Origin of the sequence: Aeromonas cavernicola (assembly GCF_002795305.1) — a bacterium.
In the GTDB taxonomy this organism is placed as follows: domain Bacteria; phylum Pseudomonadota; class Gammaproteobacteria; order Enterobacterales; family Aeromonadaceae; genus Aeromonas; species Aeromonas cavernicola.
The window spans coordinates 19,117-33,609 of record NZ_PGGC01000123.1; the positions used below are offsets into that span (position 1 = coordinate 19,117).

Sequence of the window (14,493 nt, forward strand, 5' to 3'; positions counted from 1 at the left end):
TCAGAGACCGCTTACAGGCAAATCCCCAGACCAACCTGCGGGCCCGGGCTTCGCAGCTTCTAACTGGACCAAACTGATCGCCCGCTCCCAAAACCCCCCTTCACAGTAGGCAAAATAAAAGTGCCATAGCCGAATAAAGTCTTGGCTGTAACCAAGCTTGGGCAGGTCGGGAGCCAGCGCCAAAAAGCGCTCACACCAGTGACCAAGCGTACGCGCATAGTGATGGCCATGATCATGCAGGCGTACCAGCTGCATATCCGTTTCACGGGCAAGCAGGCCCGCCATCTGGGAAACACTTGGCAAGCAACCACCAGGAAAGATGTAGCGCTGGATGAAATCAACACTTCGCAGATACTGGGCATGGCGCTGATCGGCGATAGTAATTGCTTGGATAAGCAGACGGCCATCTGGGTTAAGCAGGCGCGATAACTGACGAAAATAATCTGGCAAGAAGGCATGGCCCACCGCTTCAATCATTTCAATGGAGACCAGCTTGTCGTAAGTGCCTGTGAGATTGCGATAATCCTCCAGCAACAGCGTAATCCGATCATCTAGCCCCTCACGGGCGATCCAAGCTTTAGCATAATTATGTTGAGCTTGGGAGATGGTAGTGGTGGTCACTCGGCAGCCATAGTGGCGAGCGGCATAGACGGCCAACCCTCCCCAGCCAGTACCGATCTCCAACAGATGGTCTTGCGGACCCAATTCGAGCCGCTCACAGATAGTACGCAGCTTAGCCTGCTGCCCCTCTTCCAAGGTGGCGTCGGCCTCAGGATAAATGGCGCTCGAATACTGCATGTGACTGTCGAGAAACCCCTGATACAGGGAATTGCCAAGGTCATAATGTGCCGCGATATTGGCGCGCGAACCGGTCAAGGTATTGCGATTGAGCCAATGACGCACCTTATTGAAGGGAAACGTGAGCCAACCGAGGCGTCGCTCCAACTTATCGAGCAAGGTCATATTACGGGCTAGCAGCCGCACCAGCGCCACTAAGTCGGGGCTACTCCACATTCCTTCCACCCAGGTCTCTCCAGCGGCAATGCTGCCACCTTGCAGTAAACGACGGTAGAAGGCGGGGTCTTGCACCACCACCTCGGCCACCAGCTCATCGCCACTCACTCCAAAGGTAAAACACTCATCCCCTTCCCGGATAAGCAACTGACCATGAGAGAGGTGGCTGAGTAAATTAAGCAGCAGCTGTTTAGAACCTTTGTCGAGTAACGAAGCAGAAACAGAAGATTGCACCAGTTCCATTAGTGGGTCTCCGGATGGCAGAAGTAAAAGACGGAGAGTAAGCATTGCAACTGCAACATCAATGAGTCTCCGGATGACGAAAGATTGGGGTTCGTTTGATGAATAAGCGTAAGGCTTGCCAGTATATCCCAAACAGTACCTTAAGAGTCATCCAAGGCCATTTCACCAGCGCACTGGCCACCCCTTGGCGCGACAGCGGCTCACGGCGCAGAGTGAGGGTGGCATCAAACAGCTTGGGTTCACCAGAGACGGGGTGACTCTCGATATGGATCAAGGTCTCCTCCTCGGGGGGCCGGATCCGCCAGTGGTAGCGCATCGCCAGCCCCATAAATGGCGAGACGTGAAAATCCTTATCGTGGGGGGTCAATGCCGCCAGATCTAATAGGTAATAGTGGCGTTCGTTCCATGGGGTGTTGGACACCTCGGCCACTAGATAGCGGGCCTCCCCCTGCTGATAGCAGAAATAGAAATTAACAGGACTGAAATAGAACCCGAGACAGCGCACATTGCCCAGCAACAGTACCTTGCCAGCAGGCTCAGCAGCCCCCCCAAGCTCGGTGACTTTGTTCCATACCGCCTGTTTGAGGCTGCCTTCGCTGCCTCGTAAATAGTCCGCACGGTGAAAAGAGAGTAGCCCTGCCCGCTCAACCCCAAACCAGCGCCCTTGATCGAGCTGCGCCAACTCATCAAGGTCTAGCCCTAACATAAACAGCCGGTAAGAGAAGGCGTGAGCGCGCGGGGCAAAACGGCGATGCCGCACCGATCCTTGCCAGATCGCACTGTTTAGCTCACTCATACTGGTCATCTCGACGACCGCTCCTGCGGCGTCGTTCATAGCTCAGCCCCAAAGCGCTTGGCCACATCGAGGGCACTGCGCACCCCATCTTCATGAAAACCGTTATACCAATAGGCACCACAGAAATGGGTGTGGTTGACCCCACAGATCTCTGAGCGTTGCAGCTGTGCTTCGATAGAGGCTTGATTAAAAACCGGATGATGGTACACAAAGCGCCGTAGCACTTTACTCTCATCCACTCGACCTTGCGGATTAAGGCTGACACAGAAGGGCTCTGGTGAATTCAGCCCTTGCAAGATGTTCATGTTGTAGCTCACCAGCGGCCGCGCACCATCATCATCGCTCAGTTGATAGTTCCAGCTAGCCCACGCTTTTTGCCGGGTAGGCAAACAGGTCAGATCGGTATGCAGCCAGACATCATTAGCCTGATACGCCATGTTACCGAGAATAGTGCGTTCCCGATCACTGCCATCGCGTAGTAAGGCGAGAGCTTGATCGCTGTGGCAGGCAAAGATCACCTCATCAAACGCCTCATCCCCATACTGACTTTGAACTAACACCCCATCAGCCACTCGGCGCACCCCCTGCACTGGACAGCTCAGCCGGATCTGCTGATGCCAACTGCTCGTCAGTGGTCCGATGTATTCTCGTGAACCACCGGGAATGACGTACCACTGAGGGCGATTGGCCACCTCAAGCAACCCATGGTTGGCAAAGAAACGCAGGAAGAAACCGAGCGGAAAAGCACGCATATCGGCCAAGGTGGATGACCAGATAGCCGCCCCCATCGGCAAGATGTAGTGACGAGCAAAGTAGTCGCTAAAATTACCCGCTAATAAGAAATCCCCTAAGGTGAGAGCCGGATTGTCCACTTGGCGATAGTTACCCGCCAACCAGCTTCTCGATGCCCGATTAAACCGCAGGATCTCCGCCACAAAGCGATAAAAACGCAGGCTCAGTAAATTACGGCGCTGAGCAAATAAGGTGTCGAGATTGTGACCGTTGTACTCCAGTCCTGCTGGGCTTTTTACCGAGAAACTCATCTCGGCTGGTTGCCGCGCCACACCGGCCCGCGCTAACAAGGCTAGGAAATTGGGATAGGTCCGATCGTTAAACACGATGAATCCGGTATCAATGGCATACTCGCGCCCCGCCATATTCACATCGACCGTAGCGGTGTGCCCACCCAAGGTCGGTGCTGCTTCAAACAGGGTGATATCGTGCTGTTTATGCAGTAAAAAACCTGCGGTTAGCCCAGATATTCCGGAACCAACGATGGCAATTTTCTTCTTCATCAAGGGCGTCCTTTCGAAACAAACAGGCTGCTAAGGCGAAGCCAGATCCCAACTGGCAGGCCCCCCAGCAGACGTAGCAACCAAATAAAGCGGCGCGGAAAGTGAATATGATGATGGCCTGCGGCCAACCCAGCCATGATGGTCGATGAGGCCGCCTCCACCGAAACCAAACAAGGCATGGGAAAATCATTTTTGGCCGTGAGTGGGGTCTGGACAAAGCCGGGGCGGATCAGGGTCACGCCGATCCCTTTTGCTTGTAAATCAAGCCGTAAGGTCTCGGTCAGATAGTCTAATGCCGCTTTTGATGCGCCATAAGCCTCAGCCCTTGACAAGGGCAGCCAAGTCACTGACGAACTGACGATGGCGAGCCGTGCACCTGCCGTCAGTCGTGGTAAGAAGGCCGCCAGCACATGGCCGGTGGCGATCAGGTTGGTCTCAATCACCCGCGCGAATAGCTCACCATCAAAACCTTGCGCCAGATCCATGTACTCGCAGTGACCCGCATTGAGGATCAGCAGATCAAGGTCTGGCACATTCGCCGCCGTTGCCGCCAGTGCCGCGCGGTCACGGGCATCGAACGACAAAGGAGTGATCCCCTGCTCGGCTAACTCACCTAGCCGTGTGGCATCACGGCCACATCCCCACACCTGCCAGCCGGCACGCTGGTAATCCAGCGCCAGCTGGCGGCCAATACCGGACGTTGCCCCGGTGATCAAGACCCGTTTGCTCATGCGCCTAATCTCCCCTTGATGGTTCGTACCACAGGTCCCAGCAGCGGTAACTGCTCGTAGAGCATGGCGCCCAAATCGAAGTAGTCGCGGTGTCGTACCACCTTGCCTGCCTCATTAAACGCAAGCTGAGTGGCGCCCTCTACCGACACCGGCTTACCCTGCCCCAAGCGGGGGTGAGAGAAGGTCATCACCCAACTGAGCCAGGCTTGCTGCCCCTGTTGTTGCTGGCTGGTGATCTCGAACTGGCAGTAAGCAAGGCGCTGATAGAGAGCCGCAAAATAGTCACCCAGCGCGGTCAACCCATCAATACGATGGGCCGGATCAATAAATATCACCTGCTCGGCATACACCTCAGCCAAGCGATGAAGTTGCTGCTTGTCCAGCTGCTGATACAGGCTCACAAAACGGGCCAGCGGTTCATTCATGGGACTTCTCCAACGCGCGAAACATCTCGATGGCCGCCACCCGAGCAACGGCGTGATCCACCATGGGCGCCGGATAGTCGTGACGCCCCTTAAGCCGCAGCCAATCATGGGGCTGATGCAGATAAGCGGTCGGGGTGTCGGCCAGTTCAGTGACCCAAGTACGAATAAACTCTCCTTCTGGATCAAAGCGTTGTCCCTGAGTGGTGGGATTAAACACGCGAAAGTAAGGGGCGGCATCGGCACCGGTGCCCGCCGCCCACTGCCAGCCACCATTGTTGGCCGCTAAGTCACCATCGATCAGCTGGCTCATGAAGTAATCCTCCCCCAGCCGCCAATGGATATGCAGATCCTTGGTCAAAAAGCTCGCCACTATCATCCGTAGCCGATTATGCATCCAGCCCGTGGCATTGAGGCAGCGCATGGCCGCATCCACGATGGGATAACCGGTCCGCCCTGCGCACCAAGCAGCGAAGGCATCGGGGTCCCAGCTCCAGGGTAAAGCTGCGGTCTCAGGTTTGAACGGGCGATTCATCGAGAGGGTCGGCACCAACACCAGTAAGTGGCGATAAAACTCGCGCCAGATGAGCTCATTGAGCCAGACAAAACCGGGCTGCGCCTTCGCCTGAGGGCGATAACCCAGCCGCTGCTGCAGGGCAGCCACGCACTGGCGTGGACTGATGATCCCAGCCGCTAAATAGGGCGACAAAATAGAAGTGCCCGCTTGCGCCGGAAAATCGCGCGCCTCACCATAATCGAGGACCGCTTGTGCTAAAAAGTCATCCAGTCGTTGCTGGGCAGTAGCCTCCCCGACTGGCCAACGGGGATCGGCGCTGAGTTCACCCAGTGCATCATCACCCCAGCCGCGATCCGCTAGCGGCTGCCAGCTGAGCGGCTCGGCACGGGGAGCAGGCGCTCGGTGAATGACAAAACCATCCTCATCAAGCGCCTTTAGCCAAGCACGGCTGAACGGCGTAAAGACCTTGAACATCTCGCCAGAGCCCGTCAGCACACGACCTGGCGGCAACACACAGCAGCCGTTGAGCCAGTGACAGCTCACTCCAAGATCGCGCAAGCTGGCATGGACGGCGTGGTCACGCCGCTGTTCATCCAGCTCGATGGCTTGATTAGCATAAAGATGGGTGATGCCGAGCTGCTCGCTAAGGGTTGCCAGGGCAGCAGGCACCTCGGCGAAGGTCTCAAGTCGCAGTAACTTAAGCGGGATGCCGAGTGCAGCGAGGCTGCGGCCAAGCTCATCGACCTGCGCCAAGATAAAACGCTGACGAATAGCGGCCATCTTGTGCTGGCGCCACTGGGTGGGCGAGATAATAAAGAGAGCGGTCACCGGCTCGTTATCGCTGCCCGGATGGCCACAGCAAGCGCGCAAGGCTGGGTTGTCGGCCAAGCGCAAGTCATGTCGAAACCAGATCACCCTCATGATGATTTTTTCTCCTGCCCGCGAGTGGCGTGGTTGGGCTGGCTAGCAGCCTCATGAGTTGGGCGTGCAATGGGGAGATCGGCTTGCCAGCCGTGTGCCGTTAGCCACTCGGTAGCATAGAGCCGCCCCAGCTCCCCAAAGAGCTGACAGCCTGCGGGTAAGCTGGCGGTAACATCCTGCTTACCTAGCCCTGCCCCCAGCAATATCAGACAAGGGGTCGCCACTCGCCCTGAGACCAGCGCCAACTGACGTGGCTCGATGGACCCGACGAGTTGCACCTCATACCCCTGCAAAATCAGCTCGTAAGCCGACCATACCAGATCAAGTGGCCCTAATTGACCCCAGCTTGCCAATGTTACCGGCTCGCCTTTCTCCTGCTCAATAAGATGACGCGAAAAGTGGGCATGCAGCCACGCCAACCACACCTGCTGCAATAGCTCACCATCAGGCCGCTCACGCCATAACCCCAGCAGGAGGGCTACCAGCGGCTGCAGTACCCGCCGACGCACTAGTTCAAATGGGTAACTGGCTAACATATCGCTGAGCTGGGCCTCCGCTTTACGCTGCTGGAAGGCCAGCAGCGACTGGCACAGCAGATCCAATGTCTGCTGCCAGTGATCGGTGAACTGCTCAGGCTGGGCCGCGCTTAACAACCCTTTCACTTGACCGATGCTGACCCCGCGCTCTAGCCAACTGAGGATTTCGCCAATTTGGCGAATATCTCGCTCGCTATACAGCCGATGGCCTTTGTCGGTGCGAGCCGGCTGCACCAAGCCATAACGGCGCTGCCACGCCCGCAGAGTGACCGCATTTACCCCCGTTAACTGGGCAACCTCGCGGATGGGATAGATGCCCTCATCGGGGGCGGGGGCGGCAGCTTGCACTAAATCAACCATAACAACATCCATTTAACGTGACGCAACCGCTCCCCCAACTAAAGGGGGAGCAGTAAGACTAACGATCAGAGCCCGTAACGCAGTTTGAGCGTATCTGGGTGGGGATTGAGATAAACCTGCTCGGCGAGATAGGGATTGGGGTATTCGCGTAAGTAGTGACGGATCAAGGTCAACGGCACCAACAGCGGGAATACCCCTGTGCGGTACTTGTCGATGGTATCGGCCAGCTCTTGTTTCTGATCAGGGGTCAGTACCCGCTTGAAGTAACCTTGCAAGTGCATCAGCACATTGGTGTGGGTACGGCGGTTGGCGCGCAGAGTTAATGCGGTCATCAGCTCTTTGATGTAGCTGTCGGCCACCTCCTGCAGATTGGCCTTCCCCACATTGGCTAGCCGCTTGCCAAGAGAGCGGTAGTGACTGGTGGCGTGGGAGAGCACCAGATATTTATAGCGGGAGTGAAAGCGGATCAGTGCGGCGGCAGTTAGCCCCGCAGCACACAGCTGCTGCCAGTCGTGATAGGCGAACACCCGCAGTACAAAATTCTCCCGCAAGATGGGGTCATTGAGGCGGCCATCTTCTTCGACCGGCAACAGCGGGTTAGCCTCCATCAGCGCCTTGGCAAACAGACCAATCCCCTCTTTGGCACTGCCTTCGTTATTGGCGCCATACAATTTGACACGTTCCATGCCACAACTTGGGGATTTGGCGCACAAGATATAGCCAGAGATAAAGTCGAGTTGCCGGGCTTTTTGCTCGCTAAACGCGATCAATTTTTCGGTCACATCGAAACTGCCATTACTGGCCTCGGCGCGCACCTCACCGTTACGCTTAACCAGCCGAATCGCAGCACGCGGCGCTCCCAACCCGATGGCCATCTCAGGACACACTGGGTGGTAATCAAAATAGGCGCCGAGATCTCGGTCGCAGAAGCTGGAGCGTTTATGGCCCCCATCGAAGCGGACTTCCTGTCCTAACAAGCAAGCGCTGATACCTACTTTAATCTTATACATGATCTAGCTCCTTGTATAACCCGTGATTCAGTTATAGCAGTTATACAAAAAAAGGAAAGTTGTATAACTATTGCCAACTGATACGCGACAAGAGAGAGACGAGATCACCTAAAAAACAAAAAGCCCATGGCCTTGACCATGGGCAACATCCCAGACACGACAGGATAAAATTAGAAGCTGTATTTCACCCCTAAACTAGAGATCGAACCTTGTTGCAGATCCCAGTGGCGATAACTGTAATCGGCGGTCAGCGCCCAGTTTTGATTGAGCTTATAGGCACCACCCACTTTGAAATCATGCATTTCGTCAGTCATGTTGGCGTACCGATAGGCCGTACTGAGCTCAACGTCACCGATCTCATACCGTAAACCTACCTCGCCATACAGACTACCGCTTTGCTTACGAGCGATAGTATCCCACCCTTGATTGTTAACGTTATTAGCGAGCTCTCGCTCCAAGTCATAGCCCATCAAGCCTGTCTCACCATAAAGATTGAGTCCAGTGCTTAAAGGAGTAAATACCCCAACCCCTGCGCTGGAGAGGGACATACTGTCGTTGCCATTGCTACGAGAGGTATATTCGGAGCCAGCACGACCGTAGAAATTCGTGGCAAAACTTTTGGAGAGATCGACGCTCAAGCCACCAAAGTCACGGCGACCGGCATTGTCTTTACTGAACGCGCCATTGAGGTAATCAGATTGGGTGTGCGCCCAGGTCGCCGCCCCTTTGGCGTAACTAAAGGCATCCTGCGCCAAGGCAGATGTAGAGACAGCACCCGCTAACACCAGAAGCGATACAGCAGCTTTTTTCATAACAGTGACTCCATTTATCAACTCGTTGTTCGAGATGGAGCCATTGTGCGGGCAAGCTTGAAGCTTGCCGAGCAGCAAGCTGTTACCAAACCATGACAGATGTAACCAGATATGACAGAGGATGACCGCAGTAACACCTTGCTATGGTGTGAGGTTAACGAAAGCGAACCTCATCAATTTCGACTCGCACCAAGGGATTACCCGTAAGTCCAGCAGGACGTGGCACCACTATCGCAAGCGAGGGGCGTTGCTGCCCATGGCGTAAATAGGTCTCGGGCAAGCGGTTTTCTGCTACCCAAAAGCGCGCCTCTTGCCGCAGCAATTGCACACCCTCAGGGCTAAATAGGGTGATCCAGCCCGTGATCCCCACCACATTGCGCTTACTGCTATTACTGACCAAGAAGGTAAGTGTCAGTGATTCATGACCAGCCATATTAGCTAACTTGACCTGCACACCATCGCGGGCCGCCTGCGACAACAAATCAGGATCGGCTTTAGCCTGCGCGGTGAGCACGACAGCAGCATCCCCATTCCCCGTTTTTACCTCGGTGCTGATCTGCTCGGCAGGTTTGACGACCACATATTGCCAAGTGAAATCATCATGGAGTTGCACCAAACGACCATTTGGTAAGGTCAGCTGGGTAAGCTCAGCGGCTTGGCTCATTACGGGAACAAGGGTCAGCCCAAGGAGCAGGCTCGGTAAGTAGGTCATGGCAGGTAGCTCGATTACATCAAAAAGGGCGACAGTATAAACAGCCGCCCGAGGCTTGCCTATGACCCTTTGCGAGCCCCTAGCAAGCCTCAGTCCAGTCAAATAGCCAAGTCGTGGCGCTCTTCTGACACCATATCTAAGGTGACCAGATCAAATTCCATCCCCTTAAGAGCAGACAAAATATCTGATTGCAGATCAAACGCTCGCGCTCGCTGGTGGGCAGGAAGACGGACTCTCGCTAAGGTCATGTCATTACCACCATGGCGTTTTGCGCCATCACACAAGCTATGGAAAAAGACCTGCGCTTCATCCAGCCCCATATCCGCCAATAGCTGCTCGGCCCGATCCACCATGCGCAGATAACGCTGCTTAAGGAGGCGAGGGTTGCTAAAGCGGTGGCTCAAACAGCCATTACCGCCCTTGCCCCAACGCCCTAACTGGCGCTTGTTAAAACCATACCGCAGTTCGCGCTGGCTAAAGCCGTGATCGGCGAGCGGCCACAGCGTATTGGCAGGAGAGGAACCAAAGCGGCCAAGGTAGTCGACACGTTCCTCCGCCGAGGCTGGCATCAAAATCGGCTGCTTAGCCCACTCCGGACGTTCGGCTACATGGTCACAAATGCGGCGTACCGGATCGATAACATCCACCAGCTGGGGCAGACGATCGCAAAAAATGATCTCATCGGTTTTAATGATCCAGTGTGCAATACCATAACGCTGACAGTAACGGCGGGCCCGAGCGACCTCACTGCGGCTGCGGGTCGGGGTATCTAGGGTAATCGCACTAATCTTGGCACCGCTGGCACGGCATAAATCGATGTTGTAGCAAGATTCCAATCGCCCCGAGAAAGAGACTATCAGCGATTCATAACTGGCTAGCGTTTCAATAACCTGCTGTTCCTTGGCATCAAATGACTGATCATATCCCTGATTCAGCACAACCACATTAGCACCCATGGCAACAGCTCCAGATGGTGAACAGGTGCATTATTGTGCAGGAGATAAGCTGAATCAGCCCTTACCACACCGGCTTAAAGTCAACCACCGATGCCGACAAGGATGATTACCACCGTGGCCCTCTAGAACTAAGCACCGATCCCAGTAGGCGTGATGGGCACAGCCAGTGTGAGCTGGCATCGCGCAGAGAAACCGCAGCGTCGGCGCAGTACGTGAGGCTTTCGAGCCCAAAGCAAACCCATGATTAGCCAACTAGCCGCACGGGATAGGTGCGAAGAGCGTGGTCGCTCAACGCCAAGCGAGGCAACTGACGCAAGCTCGCTATTTACCGACTAAATGACGAGATCGAAGGCGCAAACCGCCTCACAAGCCCGTCACTTAGCCACGCCGCCTCCCCCATTTATTATTTTAAAAATGATCAATAATGTAGGATTCTTCCTCTTTCTTGTGGAAAAACGCGCTGCCCATCTTTTACGCTCACTCCTGTATATTCCTTCATAAATCACTCAGTAGCATAACCATGCCACTAAGACCGAGTGATGATAGGTCTAGATATCACTCATTGCTGATTAGCAATAATGATACATGCGCGGAAATATCAACTTAGCGCGTGATATTAATTACCCAGCAAATAATAAAAATATTTTTCCTTTCTAATTTTTATTACAGCCACCCATGAATTTTTCTGTGGTGAGTTCGGCTAAACAATCATTCGCATGCTTCGACTAATATGACGATCAACCCAGAGAGATACCATATGAATAAGAAACTATATTTTATCGTTCTGTTAAGCCCTAACCTAGCCTTTGCCAATATTATCAACACCTGTGCTGGCGAGCTTATGCCGGTAATAGAAGATAAATATAAAATAATTTGCGCCAATACCCTTGGCATTATACCTGACTCAGGCAATGACATCTCAGACGTGCTGCAAGATGCGATAACCAAAGCGAGCCTGTTAGGTGTAGGTATCTATTTACCGAGTGGTAGCTATTTACCGAGTGGTAGCTATATCATTAACAAAGATCTTAACCTCAAAAAATCAACATCACTCGTCGGCTCACCAACGGGTCAGACCCACCTGCAGAGCAATACAGAATCAGGCGTGTTAATCGGTGACATTACCTATAGCAATGAGGTAAGTAACGTATTAATAGAAAATTTAATTCTCGACAATATCACGCTAGAGTTTTATGGCCGTAAGTGGGGCAATAAAATTCGTTACAATGCCCTCGTTAACAGTAAAAAACGCAGTGGGCAACTATTTATAAGTCATTATCCCTACGAGGTGATTGGTAATGTCTTTATGAGGGGAGAGACATACCCTGGCTTAGGATTAACAACATATAAAAATACCAACACCTTGATCCAAGGCAATTATCTCGGCTCACCGAATGAATTCGCTAACGCTACCGGATATATTGATAAAAAAACGACAGCCTTAGTTACCAAACTGCAAGAAATGGTCACCAACGGTGATATTAATATTGATGGCAATCAAGGCAACTTTATTACCGGCTGGGTCGCCCCAGATGGTCTAAAAAATGTGACATTTAAGGGAAATTATTTCTCTGGCAATACATTATCTAAATTATATAATCCTCAAACGGGGGCATTTGACCTCAACCGAGATCATAACGTTTATATTAAACAGTACCAGGATGTAAATGTCATTCAGAACTATTTTTCAGGATGGCCCAAAGATGCCTCTGGCCACCTTAAATTTCGCAATGCTGAAGGGCTAACATTTGCAGCCAATTATTTGAATAGCATTTCATTTAATGCTCGACCATACGATAATAGCCCGAGCATGTTCATGAATAAGACTTATGTATTTAACAATGTGGTGAACAATGGTCAGATTAATTTTTGGCAAAACTTCACTGATGAGGCCCCGCTCAAGCAAATTGCAGTCACTGACTTTTTGGTGTTTGATAATCTGTTAACAAATACCACCGCAGCCGAAAAGAACTGCGCCATATCGAGCACTTATCGAAATACGAGCCAGCAGTTTTTTGAATCTCAGAATTACTATGATAGCGGTGAGCTCATTACGGCTTGTTATTTTAAGCGAATATCTAAAAAAGAAGTTAAAGATAAGTTACCGATAGAAAAACGGGCTTATCTTAATATCCAAGCGATTATTCCCGGCAGCGCCAACCAACAACCGAAAACCAAATAACGACTTATTTTGCAACCATAGCGGGTTGCATCAGGGTGAATGCTTGGCTGTTTTTGCCATGGTTGAGTGTGCTCACTCAGCCTAAAAAGGACCCAATCAACCCCATCTCTATGGCATATTAACGCTGGTTAACAGTGGCTTATTACTGCGGCCTAGGTACAAACCGACGGATCATAAACGCCACCCGCAAACGTTTCAACCCATCATGAAATAAACCATATTCAGCATAATTAACGCTGGTCAGCACCATTTCAATCACTACAATAGCGCCCAATTTTCTTCCCCCTCCCCCACCCAATTGAGGTACTTATGGAACAGGCAGCAACCACAGAGCCCACGCCGCATCGACGGGCACACAGTGAATTGGTTTACGGCATAGAAGATATCCCCCCCCTGCCTCAGACCTTGTTCGCCGCTTTGCAACATATGCTCGCCATGTTTGTTGCCATCATTACCCCGCCTCTGATTATCGCCAATGCCCTCGGCCTACCTGCCGCCGATACCCGCTATATCGTCTCAATGTCATTGGTGATGTCAGGTATCGCCTCGTTTATCCAGACCCGTCGCTTTGGCCCTCTTGGCTCAGGGTTACTCTCGGTACAAGGGACGAGCTTTAATTTTCTTGGCCCGATTATCGCCTCTGGCCTCGCGCTCAAGCAGGCTGCCATGCCCACTGAGGATTTACTGGGCACGCTCTTTGGCACCATGCTCGCCGCCGCCCTGACCATCGTGGTGATGAGCCGTTTTCTCCACTTGGTCAAACGAGTCATCACCCCACTGGTCACAGGCATCGTCGTACTCTTGATTGGCCTGACCCTGATCAAAGTGGGTCTGATCAGCATGGGGGGCGGCTATGGCGCCTTAGCGGATGGCAGCTTTGCCAGCCACAGTAACCTTTTCCTCTCTTTACTGGTGCTGGGCCTGATCGTCTTGCTGCAACGTAGCCGCAATCCTTGGCTGCGCCTCTCCGCGATCATGATGGCGATGTTGGTCGGTTATGCGGTTGCCCTACTCCTTGGCAAAGTCAGCGTGCCAACGTTCGAAGGGCCGCTCGTGATGGTGCCCATGCCGCTGCAATATGGGCTTGGGTTTGACTGGCAGCTCTTTGTGCCACTGGCCATCATCTTTGTCGTCACTGCACTGGAGGCCATCGGCGACATGACGGCGACCTCAGATATCTCGGGTGAGCCGTTAGCAGGCCCGATCTATATGGCGCGGATCAAAGGCGGGGTACTGGCAGATGGGGCAAACTCGATGCTAGCGGCGCTGTTCTCGACCTTCCCGATGTCTACGTTTGCCCAAAACAACGGCGTGATCCAGCTCACTGGGGTCGCCAGTCGCCATATCGGTCTCTTTATTGCAGCCATGTTGGCCCTGCTTGGGCTGTTCCCTGCGGTCGCCACCCTAGTGCAGCAGATCCCAGAACCGGTGCTAGGGGGAGCCACTATCGTGATGTTCGGCACCATTGCAGCCGCTGGGGTACGCATCATTGCCCGCGAAGAACTTGATCGCCGCGCACTGATGATCTTGGCCGTGTCACTCGCCATGGGCCTTGGCGTCGCGCAAGTACCCGAAGTGTTACAACACCTACCAGAGCTGGCCCGCAGTGTCTTATCTTACGGGGTGGCGACAGGGGGGCTGACCGCCATCATCCTCAACGTGCTCCTCCCCGAGCGCAGCAAAACCCGAGGCTAAGCCCCCCCCCCACGAATAAGTTAGCTAACCCTGAAAGCCGTCCCCCTTTCAGGGTTAGCCGTTCTATTAACCCCAATCCAACACAATCACGAAACTGAGCTGCCTGTGCGGCAGCGAGGGCGTCACCGAGTCCTGATCAATATTTTCTAAGCTGCCTGTGCGGCAGCGAGGAGGACGGCCCACGCATCAGGCGTACTGCTTACTTTCTAAGCTGCCTGTGCGGCAGCGAGGTTCCCGAACGAAATGACTTTCAAGACCGAAAATTTCTAAGCTGCCTGTGCGGCAGCGAGG

13 protein-coding genes are annotated in these 14,493 nt (G+C 53.4%); 2 read left to right on the top strand and 11 right to left on the bottom strand.

Annotated features, from left to right (window positions below):
* The 11 genes from CUC53_RS13455 to CUC53_RS13505 form a co-directional block, all read right to left on the bottom strand.
* On the bottom strand, window positions 1–1,257 hold the full coding sequence (locus tag CUC53_RS13455; RefSeq protein ID WP_100294633.1) for an SAM-dependent methyltransferase: 1,257 nt from the start codon (window positions 1,255–1,257) through the stop codon (window positions 1–3).
* A 58-nt stretch (window positions 1,258–1,315) separates the two neighbouring features.
* Entirely contained in the window at window positions 1,316–2,092 is a 777-nt protein-coding gene (locus CUC53_RS13460; RefSeq protein ID WP_100294634.1) for a DUF1365 domain-containing protein, read from the bottom strand.
* A complete protein-coding gene (locus tag CUC53_RS13465; RefSeq protein ID WP_100294635.1) occupies window positions 2,089–3,348 on the bottom strand; it encodes an NAD(P)/FAD-dependent oxidoreductase in 1,260 nt (419 codons plus the stop codon). Before CUC53_RS13465 ends, CUC53_RS13460 begins: the two co-directional genes overlap by 4 nt.
* On the bottom strand, window positions 3,348–4,079 hold the full coding sequence (locus CUC53_RS13470) for an SDR family NAD(P)-dependent oxidoreductase (RefSeq protein ID WP_100294636.1): 732 nt from the start codon (window positions 4,077–4,079) through the stop codon (window positions 3,348–3,350). The genes CUC53_RS13465 and CUC53_RS13470 overlap by 1 nt, the downstream gene beginning before the upstream one ends.
* Entirely contained in the window at window positions 4,076–4,504 is a 429-nt protein-coding gene (locus CUC53_RS13475) for a nuclear transport factor 2 family protein (RefSeq protein WP_100294637.1), read from the bottom strand. Before CUC53_RS13475 ends, CUC53_RS13470 begins: the two co-directional genes overlap by 4 nt.
* Window positions 4,497–5,939 (bottom strand): deoxyribodipyrimidine photo-lyase, encoded by a 1,443-nt coding sequence (phrB, locus tag CUC53_RS13480; protein ID WP_100294638.1) that lies wholly within the window; start codon window positions 5,937–5,939, stop codon window positions 4,497–4,499. The genes CUC53_RS13475 and phrB overlap by 8 nt, the downstream gene beginning before the upstream one ends.
* Complete coding sequence (locus tag CUC53_RS13485; protein ID WP_100294639.1) at window positions 5,936–6,835, bottom strand: MerR family transcriptional regulator; 900 nt, start codon at window positions 6,833–6,835, stop codon at window positions 5,936–5,938. Before CUC53_RS13485 ends, phrB begins: the two co-directional genes overlap by 4 nt.
* 65 nt (window positions 6,836–6,900) lie before the next feature.
* A complete protein-coding gene (locus CUC53_RS13490; RefSeq protein WP_100294640.1) occupies window positions 6,901–7,845 on the bottom strand; it encodes a YbgA family protein in 945 nt (314 codons plus the stop codon).
* Window positions 7,846–8,015: 170 nt separating this feature from the next.
* Window positions 8,016–8,657, bottom strand: a complete 642-nt coding sequence (locus tag CUC53_RS13495; protein ID WP_100294641.1) for an autotransporter — start codon at window positions 8,655–8,657, stop codon at window positions 8,016–8,018.
* 154 nt (window positions 8,658–8,811) lie between these two features.
* On the bottom strand, window positions 8,812–9,369 hold the full coding sequence (locus CUC53_RS13500; protein ID WP_100294642.1) for a DUF3157 family protein: 558 nt from the start codon (window positions 9,367–9,369) through the stop codon (window positions 8,812–8,814).
* 98 nt (window positions 9,370–9,467) lie between these two features.
* Window positions 9,468–10,325 (bottom strand): adenine nucleotide alpha-hydrolase family protein, encoded by an 858-nt coding sequence (locus tag CUC53_RS13505; RefSeq protein WP_100294643.1) that lies wholly within the window; start codon window positions 10,323–10,325, stop codon window positions 9,468–9,470.
* 757 nt (window positions 10,326–11,082) lie between these two features.
* Here CUC53_RS13505 and CUC53_RS13515 point away from each other — a divergent pair.
* On the top strand, window positions 11,083–12,507 hold the full coding sequence (locus tag CUC53_RS13515) for a glycosyl hydrolase family 28-related protein (RefSeq protein ID WP_100294645.1): 1,425 nt from the start codon (window positions 11,083–11,085) through the stop codon (window positions 12,505–12,507).
* Window positions 12,508–12,816: 309 nt separating this feature from the next.
* Window positions 12,817–14,202, top strand: a complete 1,386-nt coding sequence (locus CUC53_RS13520; RefSeq protein ID WP_100294646.1) for a nucleobase:cation symporter-2 family protein — start codon at window positions 12,817–12,819, stop codon at window positions 14,200–14,202.
* Window positions 14,203–14,493: the final 291 nt, after the last annotated feature.

Bases quoted from the DNA above. Each gene is read 5' to 3' on its own strand.
- CUC53_RS13455 (WP_100294633.1), bottom strand. From the start codon at position 1,257: ATGGAACTGGTGCAATCTTCTGTTTCTGCTTCGTTACTCGACAAAGGT.
- CUC53_RS13460 (WP_100294634.1), bottom strand. From the start codon at position 2,092: ATGAACGACGCCGCAGGAGCGGTCGTCGAGATGACCAGTATGAGTGAG.
- CUC53_RS13465 (WP_100294635.1), bottom strand. From the start codon at position 3,348: ATGAAGAAGAAAATTGCCATCGTTGGTTCCGGAATATCTGGGCTAACC.
- CUC53_RS13470 (WP_100294636.1), bottom strand. From the start codon at position 4,079: ATGAGCAAACGGGTCTTGATCACCGGGGCAACGTCCGGTATTGGCCGC.
- CUC53_RS13475 (WP_100294637.1), bottom strand. From the start codon at position 4,504: ATGAATGAACCGCTGGCCCGTTTTGTGAGCCTGTATCAGCAGCTGGAC.
- phrB (WP_100294638.1), bottom strand. From the start codon at position 5,939: ATGAGGGTGATCTGGTTTCGACATGACTTGCGCTTGGCCGACAACCCA.
- CUC53_RS13485 (WP_100294639.1), bottom strand. From the start codon at position 6,835: ATGGTTGATTTAGTGCAAGCTGCCGCCCCCGCCCCCGATGAGGGCATC.
- CUC53_RS13490 (WP_100294640.1), bottom strand. From the start codon at position 7,845: ATGTATAAGATTAAAGTAGGTATCAGCGCTTGCTTGTTAGGACAGGAA.
- CUC53_RS13495 (WP_100294641.1), bottom strand. From the start codon at position 8,657: ATGAAAAAAGCTGCTGTATCGCTTCTGGTGTTAGCGGGTGCTGTCTCT.
- CUC53_RS13500 (WP_100294642.1), bottom strand. From the start codon at position 9,369: ATGACCTACTTACCGAGCCTGCTCCTTGGGCTGACCCTTGTTCCCGTA.
- CUC53_RS13505 (WP_100294643.1), bottom strand. From the start codon at position 10,325: ATGGGTGCTAATGTGGTTGTGCTGAATCAGGGATATGATCAGTCATTT.
- CUC53_RS13515 (WP_100294645.1), top strand. From the start codon at position 11,083: ATGAATAAGAAACTATATTTTATCGTTCTGTTAAGCCCTAACCTAGCC.
- CUC53_RS13520 (WP_100294646.1), top strand. From the start codon at position 12,817: ATGGAACAGGCAGCAACCACAGAGCCCACGCCGCATCGACGGGCACAC.